This is a genomic window from Ruminococcus difficilis (assembly GCF_016680995.1).
The window spans coordinates 1-21,777 of sequence record NZ_JAEQMG010000068.1; the positions used below are offsets into that span (position 1 = coordinate 1).

Sequence of the window (21,777 nt, forward strand, 5' to 3'; positions counted from 1 at the left end):
TGCGAGGGTCACGAGGACATCGGCGGTGCGGAGGTTCGCTGCGTTGACGGCGAGGCTCACGGCACGCTCGACTTCTACGGCGCGCTCGAGCACTCCTGCAACATCGTTTTCGCGGAGCTTGCGGTTGAGCTCGGCCCCGAAAAAATGACCGCGGCAGCCGAGAAGATGGGAATCAACCTCAGCTATGAGATCGACGACGTGAGCACAGCCAAGGGTCACTACGACGTTTCCAAGGCGACGACAAACGAGCTTGCGTGGTCGGGCGTCGGACAGTACAACGACGAGGTCAACCCGATGCAGATGGCAATCCTCTGCGGAGCCATCGCGAACGGCGGCAACTCCGTCAACCCGACGTATATAAAGAGCGGTACGGGCGATCTGCTCAAGATGATAGGTCTTAACGACACAAAGAGCCGCGAGCTCCTCAAAAGCTCCACCGCCTCGACGCTCAGCCAGTCAATGCCGTCCTATACCTTCGGCAGCCTGAGCGTACGCGCAAAGACGGGTACAGCCGAGGTCGGCGATGAAAAAAGCCCCAACGCGTGGATGGTCGGTTTCTCGACCGACGAGGACTGTCCGCTCGCGTTTGCCTGCGTCGTAGAGGACGCGGGCTTCGGCAGCCAGTACGCGCGTCCCGTTGCGGAGACCGCCATGCAGAGCGCGGCGCAGGCTCTCAGGGGATATTAATACAGAAAACAACCACGAAAGGATAATGATATAAATGAATTTCTTAAAATCACTTTTCGGCAACTACAGCAAGCGCGAGGTCAAGAGGATCCAGCCCATCGCTGACAAGGTTCTCGCGCTTGAGAGCAAGTATGCCGCAATGAGCGAGAGCGAGCTCAAGAACCAGACGACGCTTCTCAAGGAACGCCTCGCAAACGGCGAGACGACCGACGATATTCTTCCCGACGCGTTTGCGGCATGCCGCGAGGCGAGCTGGAGAGTGCTCGGAATGAAGCACTTCCCCGTACAGGTGCTCGGCGGCATCGTGCTCCACCAGGGACGTATCGCCGAGATGAAAACAGGTGAAGGTAAAACCCTCGTTGCGACGCTGCCCGCGTACCTCAACGCGCTCACGGGCAACGGCGTTCACATCGTAACCGTCAACGACTACCTTGCCCGCCGCGACTCCGAGTGGATGGGCAAGCTCTATAAGTACATGGGACTCAAGGTCGGACTTATCGTACACGACCTCGAGAACGACCTCAGAAAGGAAGCCTACGCCGCGGATATCACCTACGGCACAAACAACGAGCTCGGCTTCGACTACCTGCGCGACAACATGGTAGTTTACAAGGAGAACAAGGTTCAGCGCGGCCACGCGTTCGCGATCGTCGACGAGGTCGACTCTATCCTTATCGACGAGGCGCGTACACCTCTTATCATTTCGGGCAAAGGCGACAAGTCCACCGATCTGTACGAGAAGGCTGACGCGTTCGCAAAGACGCTCAAATTACAGCGCTTCACCGAGCTCGACTCCAAGGAGGACATGGAAGCCTACTACGAGGAGAACGGCATCGACTACGTTGTCGACGAGAAGCAAAAGACAGCTACCCTTACTCAGCTCGGCGTAAAGAAGGCTGAGGAGCATTTCGGCCTTGAGAACCTCACCGACCCCGAGAACCTCACGATTTCTCACCACATCAACCAGGCAATCAAGGCTAACGGCGTAATGAAGCTCGACGTTGACTACGTTGTCAAGGACGGCGAGGTCATCATCGTCGACGAGTTCACAGGCCGTCTGATGTACGGCAGACGCTTCAACGAGGGTCTGCACCAGGCTATCGAGGCTAAGGAGGGCGTAAAGGTTCAGAGCGAGAGCAAGACGCTCGCGACAATCACCTTCCAGAACTACTTCCGTCTGTACGGCAAGCTGTCGGGCATGACAGGTACAGGTCAGACCGAGAGCGAGGAGTTCCAGGAGATCTACAAGCTCGACGTTGTCGAGGTTCCGACCAACAAGCCCGTTATCCGTCAGGATCTTCCCGACTCCGTATTCAAGACCGAGCGCGGCAAGTTCAACGCGGTAATCGACCAGATCGTCGAGGCGAACAAGAAGGGTCAGCCGGTGCTTGTCGGTACTATTTCGATCGAAAAATCCGAGCTGCTCTCGAAGATGCTCAAGCGCCGCGGTGTTGCGCACAACGTTCTCAACGCGAAGCAGCACGACAAGGAAGCCGAGATCGTCGCCCAGGCAGGTAAGTACGGCGCGGTGACCATCGCGACCAACATGGCAGGCCGCGGTACCGATATTATCCTCGGCGGTAACGCGGAGTACATGGCGAAGGCTTCCATGCGCAAGCAGGGCTATCCCGAGGAGCTTATCGAGGAGGCGACAGGCTACGCCGAGACCGATAACGAGGAGATTCTCGAGGCGAGAAAGACCTTCCAAGAGTTAAACGAGAAATACAAGGACGAGATAAAGGACGAGGCTGACCGCGTAAGAGAGGCGGGCGGTCTGATGATCATCGGTACAGAGCGCCACGAGTCGCGCCGTATCGACAACCAGCTCCGCGGACGTTCGGGACGTCAGGGCGACCCGGGTGTGAGCCGCTTCTTCCTGTCCACCGAGGACGACCTCATGCGTCTGTTCGGCGGCGACAGAATGAAGGCTATGATGGAGCGCATGAACGTCGACGAGGACACCCCGATCGAGAACAAGATGCTCTCAAACATCATCGAAGGCTCGCAGGAAAAGGTCGAGCTGCGCAACTTCGGCATACGTAAGGACGTACTCCAGTACGACGACGTTCTCAACCGCCAGCGCGAGATCATCTACGGCCAGCGCGACCAGGTACTCAACGGCGAGGATCTTCACGACACCGTGCTCAAGATGCTTTCCGATTCGATCGACACCTCTATTGTGCACTATCTGCCCGAAGGCCCCCGCGAAAACTGGAACTACCCGGGACTTATCGAGTACTACAAGGGCTGGATCATCACCGACGAGAAGCGCTACGCTCTCGACAAGGACGACCTCGAGGAGATGGAGCCGTCCGAAATCGGCGATATGATCAAAGAGGACGCTCTGAATATCTTCAAGGCAAACGAGGAGCTGCTTGCTCCCGAGGTTATCCGCGAGATGGAGCGCGTATATCTGCTCAAGGCAGTCGACACCCACTGGATGGATCACATCGACGCGATGGATCAGCTCAAGGCAGGTATCCGCCTGCGTTCATACGGTCAGCACGACCCCGTTGTCGAGTACCGTCTTGAGGGCTTCGACATGTTCGACGAGATGATCGAGAATATCCGCGAGGATACGATAAAGATGATGCTTATCATGCCCAAGCGCGTGTATGAGATCCAGAAGCGCCAGGAAGCGATCGAAGCTGCGCGCAAGGCGGCTGAGGCAGCTGCGGCAGCGGCGCATCAGGTCATGCTCGACAAGGGCGAGAAAAAGAAGCAGCAGCCCAACCCGGTTGAGGCGGCTCTCAAGCGCGAGCAGGTCGCTCAGCCCACAAAGACCTCGGGCGATGGCACCGACACCGCCAACAAGACCGTCCGCAAGGGCAAGAAGGTCGGCAGAAACGATCCCTGTCCGTGCGGCAGCGGCAAGAAGTACAAGAAGTGCTGCGGACGCGACGCTTAAATTTTCAATTTATTAAGGAAGGGCTAATCGCCCTTCCTTTCCTATTTACCACCAAAACCGACTCCGATTGTGCCATTAATTTTGGTAAACCGTGTAATTGACTTTAGCGCGTAAAAACAATAAAATTATATTGTTGAATAATTATGCAAAGGAGAGTATCTATGTTTTGCGAAAAATGCGGTAATCCCGTAAACGATAACGATAAGTTCTGCCAGAAGTGCGGCGCTCCCGTTAAGCCCCTGAACGCGGCACCTCAGCAGGCTCCCGAGGCACCTCAGCCCGAGGTACAGCCCATGCAGGCTCCCGAGGCACCTCAGCCCGAGGTTCAGCCCGTACAGGCACCCGAGGCACCTCAGCCCGAGGTTCAGCCCGTACAGGCACCCCGGCCCGAGGTTCAGCCCATGCAGGCTCCCGAAGGCTATCAGCCGGTTCCTCCTATGGCGGATGACTTCAATCAGACAAACGTTCAGACCGTACCTCCCGCAGAGAAGAAGCCCTTCCCCAAGGCTGCAAAGCTCGGCATCATCTTCGGCGGCATCGGCGTTGCAGCAGTCGCGGCTATTCTGGTTGTGATCTTCGCGGTGATCATTCCGATGACCAAACCCAAGATCGATCTTACCAAATTCGTCACAGTTGATCTTTACGAGCACGGCGAAAGTGTTGTAGACGGCAAGATCAACGGCGAGTTCGAGCTCGACAGCCGGAAGATCGTCGACGCTTATCCCCAGATCTTCAACGGCAAGCCCGCGGCGCTTTCGGCTCTCGACAGCGCTCTCTATGATATCAAGGTCGAGTATGTTGACTCAAGCGACACCTCCAACATGGACTACGGCTACAAGTACGTAACCTTCAGCAACCTCAAGAAGGACAGCGAGGTAAAAATCACAATCGTTCTTCCCGAGAAGGATTCTTTCGGCTACGAGAGCCTCAGAACAGAGGAAAGCATGATCGGCGCGTCCTTTGCCGGCGGCACGGTCAACGTAAATATCGCTGATTCGATCGAGGCTGAGGGCTACAGCGTTGTTGACACCGAGAATATCGACCTTCTCGGCTACATCGAGAAGAACAAGCTCGCGAGCGCGATCGTCGACAGCCTCGGCGAGGTAACAATGGGTATCCTGCCCTTTGAGGCGAAGTTCGGCAGCTATACCGTCAAGAACGAGAGCTATGAGTCCTACGCTCCCTCTGTTTACGATGCGAATGACAACTACATCACAAGCATCTATCTCAGCTTTGACAAGAAAGCCGCTCTCAAGGCAGGCGACAAGGTAACCGTCAGCTACGATGGCGACAACTCCTATATGGCGGACAACTACGGTCTGGTTCTCGAGGGCAAGCCCTTCACCTACACCGTTGCAATGCCCGAGAAGCTCGACGAAAAGTCCGCGAAGAAGAACGCAGAGGCGATCAAGAAGTACATCACCGATCACCCCGAACTCGATTCCTCATACAAGAAGGGCGACAAGCTCGAGGTCACCGACCTGTACTATGTAAGCTGGAAGGATAATTCCGACTACCACGACATCGTGGCAATCGTCCGCAACTCGACTCAGAATTACTACTGCACCCTCGAGCTCGAGACGAAGGGCTTCTTCGTCAACGGAGAGTTCATCTACGGCGGCTATTCGAGCTACGCAGGCTCACACGGCAAGTCGACCGACGACGCTGCAAAGAGCAATTCCTACCTCGAACCCAACAGCAAATACTACACAGCGACAAAGCTCATCTGATAAAATCTTACGGGAGATACGGCAAAGCGCCGTACCTCCCGTTTTTTATAAACTCCGCGGACAAAAAGACGGATATAAAATACTTGTATATTTTGTTTTGATGTGGTATGATAGAGGATAAAGGAGTGAATTACCAATGAATAAAAGATTTCTGACGACTGCGGCGGCGATCCTGCTTGTCGGAGCGTCCGCTTTTTCCGCTCTTACCTTCACGGGCTGCAGCTGCACGGGCAAGGGCAATAAGACTCAGACAACAACGGCTGCAAGCGCGGTTCAGGCAAAGACCTATGAAACAAAAGACCTGCTGACCTGCGAGAGCTGGATCGGCAAGCTGACAAATCAGGTCGGCATGGAGAGCTATACCGCCAACAACCAGATCGAGGTCAAGGGTCAGCTGTTCGGCACGGCTGCCACAGGCGTTGCTACCGTCCAGAAGGGCGGCGACGTTATCAGCTCGGTCAAGCTCACAGCCGGCGCGCTCGCCTATGACACAGCGAAGGACGAGCTCACCAAGAAGTACGGCGACCCGATCAAGGACGAGGGTACGACCTGCAGCTTCCGCACGGGAAGCAACACCGCAGTCCTCACTCAGAGCGGCGACGGCGTAACACTTGAATTTAAGTAACAGAAAAACGGAGAGCGTGTTGCTCTCCGTTTTAGTTTTGGCAATTGGTAAAAATTAATTTTGAATCTAGTAAATTCCCTGAACCGTGACCTCGCCGGCGTTGAGGGTGCGGACGGTGCCGTCAGAGAGCATGACTCTCAGCTCGCCTGCCGCGGTAACTCCCACAGCCGCGCCGCTTACGGTGCGCTCGCCCTTCTTGAAGGTGACGCTCCTGCCGATCGTCGCGCAGAGCGAAACGTACTCCTCGAGAGCCTCGGGCGGAAGCTCGAGGTTATAGCGTGTGAATTCACGCTCGATCTGTCCGAGCAGCGCCGCGAGAAGGCGGTTCTTGTCGTAATGTCTGCCCGTTTCGAGCAGAATCGAGGTCGCCTTGTATGCGATTTCCTCGGGGAACTCTATCTGATCGACGTTCACGCCGATGCCCGTGATGACGTACTCCACAGCGTCGAACTCCGCGCACATCTCGGTGAGTATGCCGACGAGCTTCTTTTTGCCGATGATAATGTCGTTCGGCCACTTGATTCTGCAGTCAAGTCCCGTCGTCTTGCGCAGAGCCTTGCACACGGCAAGACCCGCGAGAGGCGTGATCGGTGTAACGTCCTTCGGAGCGAGCTTCGGGCGGAGGAGGATAGAGAACGCGAGGTTTTCGTCGCGCTTGCTCTGCCATACCCTGCCGAGCCTGCCCTTGCCGCTTTTCTGTTCGCGCGTGGTGACGACGGTGCCGTTTTCGCAGCCGTCGCTGCCGAGGCGCTTGAGATAATCGTTTGTCGAGCCTACCGAGTCGAGCACGATCAGGTTATTGCCGATAACCGAGGTGCCGAGATGTTTTCTGATGGCGGTTTCGTTGAGATATTCGGGCAGCGAAACGAGCCTGTAGCCCTTGTTTGGCGCGGATTCGATCACGCAGCCGCTCGATCTCAGGGCGTTGATGCCCTTCCACACCGCCTGCCGCGACACGCCCAGCTCCTTTGCGAGCGCCTGACCCGAGAGGTAGCCGCCGCACTGCGTGAGCAGCGCGAGGATCTGCTCTTTCACAACAATCATCTCCTCTCTCCCAAAAGGGAGGTACTGTGTATAGATTACTTTCTTGTTCTTACCGCGTTGACAACCTTTACGATAACGGGGCAGAGGATCATGTTCACGCCAAGCTCAACGAGGAAGTTCACACCCGTCAGACCGATGATGGCGAAGAACAGAATGTCTGTGTCGCCTGCCCACTGCGCGAGAACGTCGCGGAAGAAGAGCAGCAGACCCGCGATAAAGATGCCCGTGTTGACGACGGGAGCGGCGAGTGCCGCGAGTACGGCGCCGAGGATCTGGTTCTTTTTGCTGACCGCGTTGTAGATAAGACCCGCGACGAAGCCTGCCGCCGAGCCCTTGAGCAGACAGAGCAGAATGCACATTGCGGGGTTCGCGTAGAACACCATCGCACCGCCGGCGTCAGCGCCTGCCGCGCACATGATGAGAACCACGACGCTGAATACCGCGCCGAGATACGCGCCTGCCTTCGCGCCGTAGAGAGCCGAGCCGATGACGATCGGGATCAGCGCCAGAGTGATCGCGAAGGGCTTTGTGGGGAAGTATGTGGTGACTACCTGCAGCACGATGATGATTGCCGTCAGGATAGCAAGACCCACAAGCGTAAAGGTTTTGCTGTTAGTGTTTTGCTTTTTCATTAAAACAACCTCCTGCTGTCTTTCTGCCGATTTGATACAGATAAGACGCAAAGTTTATTTACAAAGAGCCGAAGCTCTGTTGTACGGATTAATTGAAAATTAATATAATTCGGAGCGAAGCGACCCTTAATTTTCCATTTTTCATTTTCAATTTTCCATTGACTTACTTCCTGTTCCTCTTATATATCGATTTCAAGCCCTCGAGGATAATGTTCTCGTCAAACAAGATCTCGTGCGAGCAGTTTCTTATCATCTGGGGAGCAAGCCCGCCCGTGGCGATGATCTTGCAGTCCTCTCCGGCTTCCGCGAGGAACTTGTCGAGCATTCCGTCGAGCATACACGCCGTGCCGAACATAACGCCCGAGCGAATGCAGTCGACGGTGTTGGTGCGGATAGCGCTCTTCGGCGCGCGCAGGTCGACCGCAGGCAGAAGCGCGCCGTTGTTTGTCAGCGCGTCGAGCGAGATTCCCACGCCCGGTGCGATAGCGCCGCCGCGGTATGCGTTGTTGCTGTCGACGTAGCCGATGACCGTCGCCGTGCCCATGAATATCATCAGCAGCGGGCCGCCGTACTTCTCGAGCGCGCCGACGCAGCCGCAGACTATGTCGCCGCCGAGGGTTTCGGGCCGGTCGATACGCAGTTCAATGCCTGTTTTCAGCCCGGGGCCTACCACAAGGCTGCGCACGCCGGTGCTGACTTCGATAGCGTCGCGCAGAGGCTGGGTTATCTTAGGTACGACGGAGCTGATTATCGCCGCGTCGATAGCCTTGTTGTCGATATGGTAGATCTGGAAGAAGGTGAATAGCTCGACCGCGATTTCGTCGCTTGTCTTGCGCGTATCGGTCGAGATCCTGAGCTTGAATTTCAGCTCGTCGCCCTCGAAAAGACCGAATTTTATATTGGTATTTCCTACGTCGGCTGTAAGCAGCATAAGTGTTTTCTCCTAATGATTATTACATCAATAATTATAACACATTTTTCTACAGTTTCAAGGTGCATATTAGGTATTTTATTACAATTTGAAAAAGTGGTTAATTATTTGTTGAATTTTCACCGCGATGGTGTATAATATTTATAGCTAGGCATTGTGGTTTTCCGTCGGCATTTGTCGGAATTCAGATGCGGCTTGCATTGAAAACCATGGGGGTTTTTGAGAAAGGATGGTTAATCAGATGGATAGTTCAGAACTCAGACAGCTTCGGATTCTTGCCGCAAAGTCACGCTTGGGCGCAATCCTCGGCACATATCACGCAAAGTCCGGTCACCCCGGCGGCTCGCTCTCGGCGGCGGATATCTTCACATATCTCTATTTTAAGGAGATGAACGTAGATCCCGCAAATCCCGGTTGGGCAGACCGCGACCGCTTTGTACTCTCAAAGGGACACTGCTGTCCCAGCCTCTACGCCACTCTGGCGCTCAAGGGCTATTTTGACTGGAACGAGCTTACGGTACTCCGCCACATCGGCGCGATGCTCCAGGGTCACCCCGATATGAAAAAGACGCCCGGCGTCGACATGAGCACAGGCTCGCTCGGACAGGGAATCTCAGCCGCGTGCGGCATGGCGCTGGCTGCGAAGCTCGACGGCAAAGACTATCGTACCTATACACTTCTCGGCGACGGCGAGGTAGAGGAAGGTCAGGTCTGGGAGGCGGCGATGTTCGCATCTCACCACAAGCTCGACAACCTCGTTGTAATGGTAGACCAGAACGGTCTGCAGATCGACGGCACCGTCGACGAGGTAGCGGGAATTGAACCGCTTGACAAGAAGTTCGAGTCCTTCGGATTTGAAGTAATAAAGATCGACGGCCATGATTTTGAGCAGATCGCATCAGCTTTGGACAAGGCAAAGACCGTTAAGGGCAAGCCCACGGCTATCCTTGCCGCAACAGTCAAGGGCAAGGGCGTATCGTTCATGGAAAATCAGGTCGGCTGGCACGGCACCGCTCCCAACAAGGAGCAGTACGAGCAGGCAACCGCCGAGCTTAAGGCGGAAATCAAGAGATTGGAGGGCGAGTGCTGATGGCTCAGACAGTATTGAAGGCAACGCGCGAGAGCTTCGGCGAAGCGCTCTGCGAGCTCGCAAAGGATAACAAGGACATCGTCGTTTTTGACGCCGACCTCGCTGCGGCTACAAAGACAGGCGTTTTCAAGAAGGCATACCCCGACCGCTTCTTCGACTGCGGTATCGCCGAGGGCAACATGATGGGCGTCGCGGCAGGCATGGCGGCTGCGGGCAAGATCCCCGTAGCGGCGTCGTTCGCGATGTTCGCAACAGGCAGAGCGTTCGAGCAGATCCGCAACTCTATCGCCTATCCGCGCCTCAACGTAAAGATCGCGGGCTCACACGCGGGTATCTCCACGGGTGAGGACGGCGCGACACACCAGTGCATCGAGGATATCGCGATCATGCGCGCTATCCCGAACATGGTAGTTCTCAATCCTGCCGACCACTGGGAGATGAAGGCGGCGACAAAGGCGGCTATCGAGTACGACGGCCCCGTATATATCCGCCTCGGCAGACTGGCTATCGACAGCTTCAACGACCCCGAAACCTACTCCTTCGAGCTGGGCAAGGGCATCACTCTCCACGAGGGTAACGACGTTGCCGTTATCGCGACGGGTCTTGTCGTCAACGAAGCGCGCAAGGCTGTTCAGGAGCTCGAGGCAGAGGGCATTTCGGCGCGCCTGATAAACATTCACACAATCAAGCCAATCGACCGCGCTATCATCATAAAGGCGGCGAAGGAAACGGGCAGGATCATCACCGTTGAGGAGCACAACGTTGTCGGCGGACTTGCGGACGCGGTCTGCGAGGTAGTTACGGCGGAATGTCCCGTAAAGGTAACGCGAATCGGCGTTCAGGACGAGTTCGGCCACAGCGGTCCCGCTTGGGAGCTGCTCGACGAGTTCAAGCTCACCCAGCCGCATATCGCGAACGTTATCCGCGAGGTTGTAAAAGAGAAATAATATTATGGCGCTGCGAGGAACGAAGCAAAACGCTTCGGTCCTTCACAGCGCCGTTTTTTATTATTGCAGCTCGTTCAGCCGGTTTGTTATTTCCGCTGCAAGCTCGGCGTAATCCTCCTGCGGAAGATATCCGTTGTCGCGGCGGAATTTCAGCTCGTCAAGCTCTTCCTCAAGTTCTCTGCGCTCGCGGAGGTTCTTTTTGACGGTCTGCTTCTCGCTGAAACCGCGGAACACCTCTGAAAACGACTGCGTTTTATTTACCAAGCCGTAAATGAGAGTGCCGATAAATACCGCGAACAGCGCACCGTAGGTGATGATGTCGGCAGGCTCGAGCGGAATTGAATACACGTTGTGCTGATATATGTAGTTGAACAGCAGGTTCGTGTGACAGAAAAGGAGGACTGCCGACGCAGGGATAAGCAGCGGCTTTGACGGCAATCCCTTTATCGCGGCGGCAACGATAACCCCGCACGCCGCGATGAATAAAATGTACCTTGCTATCAGAAAAACAGAGTCGGAAGAAGTTATGCTGTCCAAGCCGTTGCTTGTATAGAAGGGAATTTGCTGAAAAACAACAACGGCAGCGATCGCCTTCTGAATTGCCGCGAGCACGAAAGCCGCCGGCAAAAGGAATACTCCCGCCTTTGTTTCGCGAAAGAAAAAGATATACAGCGAAAAGATAAGGCACGGCAGAACCGGAAATACTATATAACGCAAATAAAACCATATCATGCCGAAGCCACCCTGCGCGTTCTGCGCTGAGCCAAAGCCTGATGTGAAGAAAATAACAGAGATACAGGCAAGAAATCCAAGCAGCGAGATCGCCGCGCATATCATAACGGGCGCCTTGCCCCGCATAATTTGTTTTTCCATAGAAATTCTCCTTTCGGATTAAATTATAGCACAAATTTTTCATAATACAAGACCTTTCGTATTAAATTATAGCACAAATTTTTCATAATACAAGATATAAGAAAGAGGTGTAACAAATGGCTGTATCAACACAAAAAACACTGAGAAATCAGGTGATGTATCAGGTGTTCGTCCGCAATTTCAGCGACGAAGGCACCTTCGCCGCGGTTCAGAGCCGCCTTGACGAGATAAAAGCCCTCGGCACGGATATCATCTGGTTCATGCCTATCCACCCGATCGGCAGGCAGGCGCGGAAGGGTACTCTCGGCTCGCCCTACGCGATAAGCGACTACCGCGAGGTCAACCCCGAGTTCGGCAGCATGTCGGACTTCAAGAGCCTTGTCGGCGCGATCCACGGAAAGGGCATGAAGTGCATCATCGACGTGGTCTATAACCACACCTCGCCCGACTCCGTTCTGAGCCAAAAGCACCCCGAGTGGTTCTATCACCGTCCCGACGGCAGCTTTGGCAACCGCGTCGGCGACTGGACGGATATCATCGACCTCGATTACTCGAACCGCGAGCTATGGGACTACCAGATCGAAACGCTCAAGTTCTGGGCAGGCATCGTCGACGGCTTCCGCTGCGACGTCGCGCCGCTGATTCCGCTCGAGTTCTGGCTAAAGGCGCGCGAGGAGGTCGAAACGGTACGCGAGGGCTGCATCTGGCTCAGCGAGTCCGTCGAACCCGGCTTCATTACATATATGCGCGGACGCGGAATGACCGCGCTGTCTGATTCAGAAATTTTTCAGGCGTTCGACATGGCGTACGACTACGACGTCTACGGCGCGATGAAAGCATACCTCGACGGCAGCGGCAGTCTTGAAGCCTACGCCGACGCGCTCAACCGTCAGGAGTACACCTTCCCCGACAACTACGTCAAGCTCCGCTTCCTCGAGAACCACGACCAGCCGCGCGCGAGGTTCCTGATTCCCGACGAAAACAGGCTCAGGGCATGGACGGCGTTCCTCTTCTTCCAGAAGGGCATGACGCTCATCTACAACGGACAGGAAAAGGCTGTCGCGCACGCGCCGTCGCTCTTTGACCGCGACACCGTCAGGTGGAACGCGGCGGAGAGCATTGATTTAACCAGATACATCGCGCGCCTGTCAGATATAAAGCGCGACCCGGTATTTGCCGACTGCTCCTACACCGTCACCGCGCCCTCGGAGGACACCCTCGTCGCGCTCAGAGAGCATGACGGCAGAAAAATGCTCGGCGTATTTCCTCTCAGGGGCGAGGGCGGTTTGGTTCGCGTCGAGTTTGAGGACGGCGTTTATGAGAACCTTATCAGCGGCGAGGCTGTCGAGGTGTTCCGCGGAATGCTCAGCTCGAACGGCCTGCCCGTGATCCTGCGCAACTTCTGATATGAAGGGATTTCTTCGAACAAAAACCGCCGCCGTGCTGCTCTCTGTGTTCTGCACCCTGCTCTGGGGCACGGCGTTTCCGTTCATAAAGCTCGGATATTCGGCGTTCGGAGTGGCTGACGGCGACGTCGGCGCAATGCTGCTCTTCGCGGGCTGCCGGTTCTTCCTCGCGGGGCTGATGGTGCTGCCCGTCACCGCCTTGCAGCATACGCGCGTCCTTCCGAAGAAAGCCGACGTGCTCCCGATCGTGACCCTCGGTCTTGTGCTGACGGCGGGTCAGTACTTTTTCACCTACATCGGGCTGGGCTTCACGAGCGGCGCGAATACCTCGATAATCACCGCCTGCGCGTCGTTTCTGACCGTCCTCGCCGCGCCGGTATTCTTCCGCTCGGACAGGCTGACCGTTCTCAAAATCCTCGGCTGCGTCCTCGGCTTCGGCGGCGTGCTCGTGATGAATCAGGGCGGCGGCGTGTCGGGCGATACGCTCTTCGGCGACAGTATGATTTTCATTTCGACCGCCTGCGCGGCGGCAGGCAACCTGCTCTCAAAGAAGGTCGCAAGCGGACGGAATCCGCTGACCGTGACGGCGTGGCAGCTCCTTGCCGGCGGTGGTCTGCTGGCAGTCGCCGGACTGATTTGGGGCGGCAGGCTGAACTTCTCGAGCCTGCAGGGTGTGGCGATACTTCTGTGGCTTTCGTTTGTGTCGGCTGCGGCGTTCAGCGTATGGACTGCGCTGCTCAAGCACCACCCCGCGAGCAAGATCTCGGTCTACACGCTGCTGATACCCGTTTTCGGCACCGCGCTCTCGGGAATGCTGCTCGGCGAAGCTGTATTTAAAATAGAAACACTACTCGCGCTGCTGCTGATAGCGGCGGGAATAGTGCTTGTAAATATTACAATCAAAGCGAAAGGAGAAGGTCATGATTAAAGGTATTCTCACTGATATGGACGGTCCGGGAAGCCCGGCGGCAGAATCGCGGACTATACCGCGCCGTAATAGCAATGCCGCGCGTTTACGCGGGAGAGGTTCCGAAAGGAGAAAAGCATGATTAAAGGCGTTTTGTCCGATATGGACGGTGTTATCCTCGACAGTGAAAAGCTATATGTCCGCTTCTGGTGCGAGGCGGGTCAGGCGTGCGGCTTCCCGATGGAGCGAAAGCACGCGCTCGGTATCCGCTCAATGGCGCGACCCTACGCGATCGAAAAATTACAGGGCTGGTTCGGTGAGAGCTTCGACTACGACGAGGTGCGAAACAAGCGTATCGAGCTGATGAACGCCTATGTCGACGTCCACGGCATCGAGCCTAAGCCCCAAGCGGAGTATCTTCTTTCCTATTTAAAAGAAAAGGGAATAAAGGTCGCACTCGCGACGGCAACCGCGAAGCCCCTCGCCGAGAAGTACCTCGAGCGCGTCGGACTGCTGAAATATTTCGACGCGGTAGCAAGCGCGAAGCAGGTCGAGCACGGCAAGCCTGCGCCCGATATCTATATATATGCCGCGAGCCTCCTCGGCCTGAAGCCCGAAGAGTGCATAGCCCTCGAGGACTCGCCGAACGGGATACGCTCGGCTCACGCGGCAGGCTGCAAAACGGTCATGGTGCCCGACCTCGACGGCGCGGCGGAGGAGATAAAGCCGCTGCTGTACGACATCGCTGACGGACTGGCTGACGTCGTGAGGATAGTTGAAAATTGAAAATGAAAAATTGAAAATTAAAGAGAGAAACGCCCGATGGTACATCGGGCGTTTCCTGTCTGTAAAAAATGAGGGGTACAATTACGTGCCTCTGTGCCGGCACGTATTGAGGAGGGTAGAACAATATACTCGACGGTTGCGGTTCCGTCTTTTGAGTACGCTTTTATTAAACTATATCAATATGAAAACTGTGTGAATTCTGGTTGAAACCTCGCTGAAAAAATTTTTTTCAAAAAAGTCAAAACAAATGTTTGATTTTTCCGAAAACCTGTGTTACAATATAGTCGGAAAGGTGTGTGCGCTTATGAAAACACTCAGTAAAAGTCAATCGAAGATACTCGAATACCTCCGCGAATGCTCCGACAGCGGAAGGGTACCCTCTGTGCGTGAAATCTGCGACTACACGGGACTCAGCTCGACCTCGACGGTGCACCATCACCTCAAGGCTCTCGAGGAAAAGGGGCTGATTATCCGCGAGCACGGCGTTAACCGCTGCATTCAGATCGCGGGCGAGGAGAAGAGCGCCAGTGTGCCCGTCCTCGGCAAGGTCGCTGCGGGCATTCCCATCACCGCTATCCAGGACATTGAGTTCTACGTGCCCGTGCCCGAGCAGCTCAAGCGCGGCAGAGAGCTCTTTGCGCTCAGAGTACAGGGCGAGAGTATGATCAACGCGGGCATTCTCGACGGAGATATCGTGATCGTCCACCGCACGCCCGTCGCCGAGAACGGCGAGATCGTCGTCGCGATGGTAGAGGACAGCGCCACCGTCAAGCGTTTTTACAAGGAAAACGGCTGCTTCCGCCTGCAGCCCGAAAACGACAGCTTCGAGCCGATCATCGTCGACGAGGTAGTTCTGCTCGGCAAGGTCGTTTCACTCATCAGAAATTACTAAGGAGAGATAGATTTGAGCACCGTTTGCGTTTTCGGTTCCTCTAGCGAGGCGATCGACAGACGATATCTTGACGCCGCGTACTCTCTCGGCGCGGCGATATGCAGACGCGGCGAGGGTATGATCTTCGGCGCGGGAAAGTACGGGATCATGGGAGCTGCTGCGCGCGGCTATATTTCAGAGGGAGGCGTTCCGACGGGAGTCAGCCCGTATTTCTTCAGGGAGAGGAATGTCCTGCTCGAGGAGTGCAATCTTGTTTTCACCGACTCAATGCGCGAGCGCAAGGCGTACATGGAGGACAACTCCGACGCGTTTGTCATCTGCGCGGGCGGCATCGGCACCTTCGAGGAGTTTTTCGAGGTGCTGACCCTCAAGCAGCTCGGCAGGCACAAAAAGCCGATCGTTATCTACAACCTTCTGGGTTGCTACGACGGGCTGATCGAGCTCATGGAGAACGCTATCCGCGGCAAATTTCTCTCTGAGGACACCAGAAGCCTTTACTCGGTCGTCGAAACCGAGGAAGAGGTCTTTGAGATCATCGACGGCTACACGGCTGTCGAGTACGACAAATACGGAGGCAGATGATGGCTGATTGCTGCGAACAGTGCGCGCACTACGTTGCCGACGAAGAGTTCGGCGACTACTGCTCGGTCAATCTTGACGAGGACGAGATGGAGCGCTTCCTCACCCAGAGCGTAAAGGGCTGCCATTACTTTCAGCTCTACGACGAGTACAAGATCGTGCAAAAACAAAATTAATAATTCATTGCCCGTCCCGCAAAGGGGCGGCGTTATTTGAAAGGTACATCTTGGATTTTGACCGCTGCACGCGGAAATCCATGTTTTCAGGTATGTATTTTCAGCGGTTCCGGGATTATCTTCCGCACAGCACAATTTGCCCTGAAAACCTGACATTCCGCCCTTCGCGCAGTATTAATCAAAAATCAATTAATAACGGAGGAAATTGGCGTTTAAACTGCACAAAGCAAATGTGATGTTTTTGTGAATGCATACAAAACTGTACTTTTTGTCGATAAATGATGAAAAAAGGAGTGTCTGCAATGGGTGTTTTCAAAAAGGCAGCCGAGAAGCTGACGAGTGAAAAAATGAGCTCAAAAAGCCGCAGGAGGCTGATTGTGTTCATTGCGATCATCACGCTTCTCTCGATGACCACCTCGACCGTCGCGTGGTTCACGATCAATACCTTCGCGGGTGTAGACACACTTGACGTACATATCAGCGTTGCTGTTCAGCTCAAGGTCGCCATGCACGACTACGGCACCGATCTCAGCAAGTACGGCAAGGTCATTACAAACGAGATGATCGACGAGTTCTTAGCGGGCGACAACACAAAGCTCGCGGATACCGTGCTCGACCCCGTGACCTCAAACGACGGCACGCGCTTTACAAACAAGAGCGGCGCCGAGCGTCAGAGAAACAAAAAGAGCTTCCTCGAGTTTGATTGTTATTTCATCGCGACCGAGGACATGTGGGTTCATCTCACCACCGAGGACGCCGATGACCAGAGAGACACCGGCACAAAGGTTTCGTCGGATTCCCCGTCGCCGAAGAATCAGGTCGTAAGCTGCACGCGCGTGAGCTACACCACCGAATCAAACGGCACCGCGACCTACGAGCCGAACAAGGGCGCGGCGGTGACAAGACTGAGCACCTTTGATCTGCCGAGCGGCACGATGGTATATTCCGACGGCACAAGGCTTTTCCACCTCGACGAGATGAAGCCCAAGAAAGTGACGATCCGCCTTTGGATCGAGGGCGAGGATCCTCAGTGCAACGACGACGTTCAGGAGGCCGACCTCAAGGTTCAGATGAGCTTCGTCGGAACCGACAACAACAACGTACCGATTTCTTAAGGCTGGGCATTTTCAAGACTAAACCTTTGGAGTGATAACATTGTTCGGAAAAAAGAAAACGAAAGGTGAACAACCCATAACTCCTGAGGAGTTAGGCAGGCTGAATGATAAACAGACCCAGAACCCGACGATCCGCAAGTACCACGTGGCAACGGATTCGGCGCAGATCATGGGACTGAAAAAGAGAAGGAAGATTCTCGGAATAATCCTCGGCGCAGTCACCGCGGTGCTTGCGATACTGTTCATCATTTCGATGCTTGTTACAAAGTGGGGCGACCTCGTAATCGAGATCGACCGTCCCGCTGTAGCCAAGGGCTTCACCCTCAGCGAATCGAAGGATTTCGAGAGCAAGAGCGTGAGTCTCAGCGCGAAGCAGGCGCTCGACGTTACCAACATCACCTACAACTGGCTGCCCACCGACCTCGATACCTCAAAGGACGGCGAGCACAACGGCGAGAACTACGTAGCCTATACCTTCTATCTGCGCAACGACGGCGAGGAAGCGATCGACTACGACGCGGTGCTCGACGTCACGGGAGTAGCGAAGTCAGCCGACGAGGCGGTTCGCGTGATGGTCTACAAGAACGGCGAGCCGAGCATCTACGCTAAGGGCAAGTACGACGACCGCGAGCAGCCGGAGACCGACGCGACGAAGTTCGAGAGCGACACAGTAGTCATGAGCGCGAAGTCGACGGACTTCAAGGCCGGCGACGTTGACAAGTACACAATCGTCATCTGGATCGAGGGCAACGACTCGGAGTGTATCGACGATATCCGCGACGGCTACGTAAGAATGAGAATGCTCTTCAAGCTCGACGACCCCGACGCTACCCGGAGCCCGTTCGGCGACTACTACAACAACGGCAAGCTCGTGGACGACACGAAGAACTACAACGAGGGTCAGGGTATCGGAACGGATACAAAGTAAATGAAAAATTAAAAATGAAAAATGGAAAATTTAGGGTCGCTTCGCTCCGGTTTGCAGTTTAGCCGGCAGTTTTCTCAAAGACAGGAGCAGCAGCCGCGAACGAAACGCCTGACCCGCCGATAATTTTCAATTTTCAACTTTCAACTTTCAATTGTATATAAGCGCGGACGCGCTGATATAAACAAACAATCCCTATGGTGTTTTAGGGGCAAAAATCTAATTTAGGAGGAAATTCTCAATGAAAAAATCAAGAAAGAGATTATTGATCTCGTCCGTAGCAATGCTCCTCGTAGCAATGCTCGCACTCGGAACCGCGACCTTCGCATGGTTCACACAGAACACAACCGCAACTGCTGACGGTCTTTACGCAAAGACAATTAAGGCTTCCACCCTGAAAATAAGTAAGACTGACAAGGCTTGGACAACTCATGTTGCTTACGGCTTTGGTACTGCGGAAACCCAGCATATAATGTATCCTGCGTCCCACGCGGCTGATGGCAACTGGTACAACTGCGTTGCTGCAGGTGAGACTGCGTATGATAAGAATGCTGCAGCTGGTACGTCGGTAACTCCCGGCGCTAGCAGCGACTATGTTTTCGCTGAGCAGCTGAACGTTAAAAATGATGGTGATACCGGTAGTGTTAGCAGCGTTGCAATTGCAATAAACTATCCTGCAAGTGTATCTAGCTATATCCGTGTTGCGCTTGTTCCTTGTGATTCTGCTGGTACTGCCAAGAGTGGTCAGACTATCGAGAACAACACCTACGCACCCTCAGGCGATAGCAACAAGCAGCTCACTAATGCAACTACTGAGAGCGACACTACCGTCACAGCAAGCTCTTCTACTTCCATTACAGTTGGTACCGGTACACTGGCTGCGGGGGCTGCAGAATACTTTAATCTGTACATTTGGTTCGAAGGTCAGGACAGCGAATGCTATGATACTAACGCCGGACAGACCTTGAATGGTCTTACCTTCACCGTAACCGGTACACCTGCTGCTTAATTAAAAATTGAAAGGTTTGCCTTAAAGCAAACTAAAACAATAGAATTGGGGACCCTGCATGAATAAAACATTGAAAAAAATTATAAACGTTATTGTTGATATACTTGTGATTTTAGTATTAATTATATCAATACTGGTAGTGGTGTTAGCGATAACTTCAAAATCTTCAGGAGTCCCCAATTTATTCGGATACGCTCCGCTCAGTGTACAGTCAAATTCCATGGAGGACACGTTCTCAGAGGGAGATTTGATTATCAGCAAGATTTCAACCGACTCAGCAGACAGGTTCAAGGAAGGTGATATAGTCACCTTCTATCAGAAAATCGGCGGAGAAGACCGGTTGAACACTCACCGCATTGTAGAAGTTGTTAAAGACAACGGTATTGAGTATTACAAAACACAGGGCGACAATCCAAACACCAATCCCGAACCCGACGAGAAATTAAAAAAACCTCAGGATATTTTAGCCGTCTACACCGGAACAAAATTCCCGGGCGTCGGAAACTTTTTCAGCTTCATCAGAACTCAGCTTGGATTCTTCCTCGTAATTCTGCTCCCGATGATCCTCTTCTTTGTTTACGAGGCAATCAGAGTTATCATGAACATCATAGCTTACAACAAGGAGAAGGCTGCCGAGGAGGCTGCCGCAGCCGTTGCGAACTCCGAGCTAACGGAGGAACAGAAGCAGCGCGCGATCGAGGAGTATCTCGCACAGCAGAAATTAAAACAGGAAAGTGAACCGACGGTACAAACACCTGCCGAAGGCGATCAGTCCGATACTGAGCTGTAACAAGCACATTTAACTAATTTGTCCCTAAACGCACCCGTAGGTGCTCATTATTGAAACGGTTGATTCTTTCCGGCCGGAAGGCCGGTCGGAAAGACAATCCGTTGCAGAATTTCCCGGTGACGAGGAGTCACACATCCGAACATACACATCAACCTGACAGATTTTTTTAAGGAGACGACGAGCCGTGGATACAGTATTTGATTTTCTATTTCAATTTCTCGGCCAGTTCTTTGGCTCATTCTGGTCAATTATAACAGGCATATTCAACGGAATAGCGGGAATGTTCAACTTCCCGAAATATGTGGAAATAATCAACGATTTTACGACCGAGTTAGGCGGCTTGGCGTGGGTTATCGCCATCATCGCGATCATTCTTCTCGCCGCGGTCATGGCTTTGATCGTATGGCTTATCGTCGTCGCTGTAAAAAAGTTTATCAAGGGTCGCCGCAGAAGGAAGGACACCGATTCGCTTGTCAAGGAAGTACAGGCGCTCAATAAAGAGGTCATGCGCCTCAACCTCGAGAAGGACAAGATCCTCTCGATGAAGGTATCACAGATCGGTCTGAACCCCAACGAGATCGCCGAGCTCACGGGCGAGGAGATCGAGGCTCTCAACAAGGGCGAAGAGGACGGCGATACCGGCGAGGTACGCTTCCTCAAGCTCACACAGCTCGACGAGGACTGGGCGGATTATCAGCCGCCTGAGTACGACAACGACATCACGCTGCCTGAGTTCTGCGACCGCTTCCGTCTGTTCGCGTGCTCACGACTCGGCCTTTTCTATGACATAGCAATGATCCGCCGCTTCGTTGCAGCGTTCGCGTCAACCAGGCTCATAGTATTACAGGGTATTTCCGGTACAGGTAAAACGTCACTCGCGTACGCCTTCGGTAAGTACGTCAGCAACCCGTCCGTAATCACTCCCGTTCAGCCGTCATGGCGTGACCGTTCCGAGCTGTTCGGCTACTTCAACGAGTTCACGAAGAAGTACAACGAGACCGAGCTGCTCAGAGCTATGTACGAGGCGAGATACAACGAGAACGTTTACCTCGTAATCCTCGACGAAATGAACATCGCCCGCGTTGAGTACTACTTCGCGGAGATGCTCTCGATCCTCGAAATGCCCAGACGCGACGAGTGGATCGTAGACCTCGTTTCCAGCCAGTGGAAGAACGACCCCAAGCTGCTCGAACACGGCAAGTTCACTCTGCCGCCCAATATGTGGTACTGCGGTACCATCAACAACGACGACTCTACCTTCGCCGTTACCGATAAGGTATACGACCGTGCGATGCCGATCAACATCGACAACAAGGGCGTTGCCTTTGAGGCTCCCGACACACCGCCTGTCGTCATTAACTACAAGCACTTTGAGGAGATCCTCAACAAGGCTAAGGCGGACAACCCGGTTTCCGAGGATACTCTCAAGAAGCTCGCGCTCGTTGACGACTACATCATCGCTCACTTCCGCGTAGCCTTCGGTAACCGTATCATGAAGCAGATCAAGGACTATGTACCCGCGTACGTCGGAACCGGCGGAACCGAGATCGACGGTCTGGATTACATCCTCGCGCGCAAGGTACTCCGTAAGTTCGAGGCTCTCAACCTCTCCTATATCCGCGACGAGATCGACGGACTCATCGCCTACATGGACGAGCTGTTCGGCGAGGAGAACATGAATGAGTGCAAGAGCTATCTGCTGATGCTCAAGAAGCTCGTATAATC

Annotated in this window: 21 protein-coding genes; 17 read left to right on the plus strand and 4 right to left on the minus strand. The window is 54.2% G+C overall.

The window, feature by feature from the left end:
- From JKK62_RS07890 to JKK62_RS07905, 4 genes are all read left to right on the plus strand, one after another.
- The coding region (locus JKK62_RS07890) for a penicillin-binding transpeptidase domain-containing protein (RefSeq protein ID WP_279380612.1) at positions 1–687 on the plus strand (687 nt) is incomplete at its 5' end.
- A gap of 34 nt (positions 688–721) precedes the next feature.
- Positions 722–3,595 carry a preprotein translocase subunit SecA gene (gene secA, locus JKK62_RS07895; protein WP_201427458.1) on the plus strand — a complete coding sequence of 958 codons (2,874 nt, stop codon included), beginning with the start codon at positions 722–724 and terminating at the stop codon, positions 3,593–3,595.
- A gap of 161 nt (positions 3,596–3,756) precedes the next feature.
- The gene (locus tag JKK62_RS07900) at positions 3,757–5,325 is read left to right on the plus strand and encodes a zinc ribbon domain-containing protein (protein ID WP_201427459.1); all 1,569 of its coding nucleotides are present in this window, start codon (positions 3,757–3,759) and stop codon (positions 5,323–5,325) included.
- Between the two features lie 136 nt (positions 5,326–5,461).
- Positions 5,462–5,950 (plus strand): hypothetical protein, encoded by a 489-nt coding sequence (locus JKK62_RS07905; RefSeq protein ID WP_201427460.1) that lies wholly within the window; start codon positions 5,462–5,464, stop codon positions 5,948–5,950.
- Between the two features lie 66 nt (positions 5,951–6,016).
- Here the strand turns inward: JKK62_RS07905 and JKK62_RS07910 are convergent, their stop codons facing one another.
- The 3 genes from JKK62_RS07910 to JKK62_RS07920 form a co-directional block, all read right to left on the minus strand.
- Positions 6,017–6,994 (minus strand): biotin--[acetyl-CoA-carboxylase] ligase, encoded by a 978-nt coding sequence (locus JKK62_RS07910; RefSeq protein ID WP_201427461.1) that lies wholly within the window; start codon positions 6,992–6,994, stop codon positions 6,017–6,019.
- A gap of 35 nt (positions 6,995–7,029) precedes the next feature.
- Positions 7,030–7,626, minus strand: coding sequence for an ECF transporter S component (locus tag JKK62_RS07915; protein ID WP_201427462.1), 597 nt, complete (start codon positions 7,624–7,626; stop codon positions 7,030–7,032).
- 163 nt (positions 7,627–7,789) lie between these two features.
- Positions 7,790–8,557: a type III pantothenate kinase gene (locus JKK62_RS07920; protein WP_201427463.1), complete on the minus strand. Its 768-nt coding sequence runs from the start codon at positions 8,555–8,557 to the stop codon at positions 7,790–7,792.
- 241 nt (positions 8,558–8,798) lie between these two features.
- Between JKK62_RS07920 and JKK62_RS07925 the strand changes: the two genes are divergently transcribed.
- Positions 8,799–9,647 (plus strand): transketolase, encoded by an 849-nt coding sequence (locus tag JKK62_RS07925; protein ID WP_201427464.1) that lies wholly within the window; start codon positions 8,799–8,801, stop codon positions 9,645–9,647.
- The gene (locus JKK62_RS07930) at positions 9,647–10,594 is read left to right on the plus strand and encodes a transketolase family protein (protein WP_201427465.1); all 948 of its coding nucleotides are present in this window, start codon (positions 9,647–9,649) and stop codon (positions 10,592–10,594) included. Before JKK62_RS07925 ends, JKK62_RS07930 begins: the two co-directional genes overlap by 1 nt.
- 60 nt (positions 10,595–10,654) lie before the next feature.
- Here JKK62_RS07930 and JKK62_RS07935 read toward each other — a convergent pair whose 3' ends face one another.
- A complete protein-coding gene (locus tag JKK62_RS07935) occupies positions 10,655–11,467 on the minus strand; it encodes a hypothetical protein (RefSeq protein ID WP_201427466.1) in 813 nt (270 codons plus the stop codon).
- Between the two features lie 116 nt (positions 11,468–11,583).
- Between JKK62_RS07935 and JKK62_RS07940 the strand changes: the two genes are divergently transcribed.
- The 11 genes from JKK62_RS07940 (at position 11,584) to JKK62_RS07990 (ending at position 21,775) form a co-directional block, all read left to right on the plus strand.
- Positions 11,584–12,873, plus strand: coding sequence for an alpha-amylase family glycosyl hydrolase (locus JKK62_RS07940; RefSeq protein ID WP_201427467.1), 1,290 nt, complete (start codon positions 11,584–11,586; stop codon positions 12,871–12,873).
- 1 nt (position 12,874) lies between these two features.
- Positions 12,875–13,801 (plus strand): DMT family transporter, encoded by a 927-nt coding sequence (locus JKK62_RS07945; RefSeq protein WP_201427468.1) that lies wholly within the window; start codon positions 12,875–12,877, stop codon positions 13,799–13,801.
- 117 nt (positions 13,802–13,918) lie between these two features.
- Positions 13,919–14,566: an HAD family hydrolase gene (locus JKK62_RS07950; RefSeq protein ID WP_201427469.1), complete on the plus strand. Its 648-nt coding sequence runs from the start codon at positions 13,919–13,921 to the stop codon at positions 14,564–14,566.
- A 304-nt stretch (positions 14,567–14,870) separates the two neighbouring features.
- Positions 14,871–15,458, plus strand: coding sequence for a transcriptional repressor LexA (lexA, locus tag JKK62_RS07955; protein WP_201427470.1), 588 nt, complete (start codon positions 14,871–14,873; stop codon positions 15,456–15,458).
- A gap of 12 nt (positions 15,459–15,470) precedes the next feature.
- On the plus strand, positions 15,471–16,040 hold the full coding sequence (locus JKK62_RS07960) for an LOG family protein (protein ID WP_201427471.1): 570 nt from the start codon (positions 15,471–15,473) through the stop codon (positions 16,038–16,040).
- On the plus strand, positions 16,040–16,213 hold the full coding sequence (locus JKK62_RS07965) for a DUF6472 family protein (protein ID WP_201427472.1): 174 nt from the start codon (positions 16,040–16,042) through the stop codon (positions 16,211–16,213). The genes JKK62_RS07960 and JKK62_RS07965 overlap by 1 nt, the downstream gene beginning before the upstream one ends.
- Positions 16,214–16,515: 302 nt before the next feature.
- Positions 16,516–17,328, plus strand: coding sequence for a hypothetical protein (locus JKK62_RS07970; protein WP_201427473.1), 813 nt, complete (start codon positions 16,516–16,518; stop codon positions 17,326–17,328).
- 40 nt (positions 17,329–17,368) lie between these two features.
- A complete protein-coding gene (locus tag JKK62_RS07975; RefSeq protein WP_201427474.1) occupies positions 17,369–18,256 on the plus strand; it encodes a hypothetical protein in 888 nt (295 codons plus the stop codon).
- Positions 18,257–18,494: 238 nt separating this feature from the next.
- Positions 18,495–19,262, plus strand: coding sequence for a hypothetical protein (locus tag JKK62_RS07980; protein ID WP_201427475.1), 768 nt, complete (start codon positions 18,495–18,497; stop codon positions 19,260–19,262).
- Between the two features lie 58 nt (positions 19,263–19,320).
- Complete coding sequence (locus tag JKK62_RS07985) at positions 19,321–20,052, plus strand: signal peptidase I (RefSeq protein WP_201427476.1); 732 nt, start codon at positions 19,321–19,323, stop codon at positions 20,050–20,052.
- 184 nt (positions 20,053–20,236) lie between these two features.
- Positions 20,237–21,775 (plus strand): hypothetical protein, encoded by a 1,539-nt coding sequence (locus tag JKK62_RS07990; protein WP_201427477.1) that lies wholly within the window; start codon positions 20,237–20,239, stop codon positions 21,773–21,775.
- The last annotated feature ends 2 nt before the right edge of the window (positions 21,776–21,777 follow it).

What these genes read in the sequence shown, in the direction of transcription:
- secA (WP_201427458.1), top strand. Translation starts at nt 722, where the DNA reads ATGAATTTCTTAAAATCACTTTTCGGCAACTACAGCAAGCGCGAGGTC.
- JKK62_RS07900 (WP_201427459.1), top strand. Translation starts at nt 3,757, where the DNA reads ATGTTTTGCGAAAAATGCGGTAATCCCGTAAACGATAACGATAAGTTC.
- JKK62_RS07905 (WP_201427460.1), top strand. Translation starts at nt 5,462, where the DNA reads ATGAATAAAAGATTTCTGACGACTGCGGCGGCGATCCTGCTTGTCGGA.
- JKK62_RS07910 (WP_201427461.1), bottom strand. Translation starts at nt 6,994, where the DNA reads ATGATTGTTGTGAAAGAGCAGATCCTCGCGCTGCTCACGCAGTGCGGC.
- JKK62_RS07915 (WP_201427462.1), bottom strand. Translation starts at nt 7,626, where the DNA reads ATGAAAAAGCAAAACACTAACAGCAAAACCTTTACGCTTGTGGGTCTT.
- JKK62_RS07920 (WP_201427463.1), bottom strand. Translation starts at nt 8,557, where the DNA reads ATGCTGCTTACAGCCGACGTAGGAAATACCAATATAAAATTCGGTCTT.
- JKK62_RS07925 (WP_201427464.1), top strand. Translation starts at nt 8,799, where the DNA reads ATGGATAGTTCAGAACTCAGACAGCTTCGGATTCTTGCCGCAAAGTCA.
- JKK62_RS07930 (WP_201427465.1), top strand. Translation starts at nt 9,647, where the DNA reads ATGGCTCAGACAGTATTGAAGGCAACGCGCGAGAGCTTCGGCGAAGCG.
- JKK62_RS07935 (WP_201427466.1), bottom strand. Translation starts at nt 11,467, where the DNA reads ATGGAAAAACAAATTATGCGGGGCAAGGCGCCCGTTATGATATGCGCG.
- JKK62_RS07940 (WP_201427467.1), top strand. Translation starts at nt 11,584, where the DNA reads ATGGCTGTATCAACACAAAAAACACTGAGAAATCAGGTGATGTATCAG.
- JKK62_RS07945 (WP_201427468.1), top strand. Translation starts at nt 12,875, where the DNA reads ATGAAGGGATTTCTTCGAACAAAAACCGCCGCCGTGCTGCTCTCTGTG.
- JKK62_RS07950 (WP_201427469.1), top strand. Translation starts at nt 13,919, where the DNA reads ATGATTAAAGGCGTTTTGTCCGATATGGACGGTGTTATCCTCGACAGT.
- lexA (WP_201427470.1), top strand. Translation starts at nt 14,871, where the DNA reads ATGAAAACACTCAGTAAAAGTCAATCGAAGATACTCGAATACCTCCGC.
- JKK62_RS07965 (WP_201427472.1), top strand. Translation starts at nt 16,040, where the DNA reads ATGGCTGATTGCTGCGAACAGTGCGCGCACTACGTTGCCGACGAAGAG.
- JKK62_RS07970 (WP_201427473.1), top strand. Translation starts at nt 16,516, where the DNA reads ATGGGTGTTTTCAAAAAGGCAGCCGAGAAGCTGACGAGTGAAAAAATG.
- JKK62_RS07980 (WP_201427475.1), top strand. Translation starts at nt 18,495, where the DNA reads ATGAAAAAATCAAGAAAGAGATTATTGATCTCGTCCGTAGCAATGCTC.
- JKK62_RS07985 (WP_201427476.1), top strand. Translation starts at nt 19,321, where the DNA reads ATGAATAAAACATTGAAAAAAATTATAAACGTTATTGTTGATATACTT.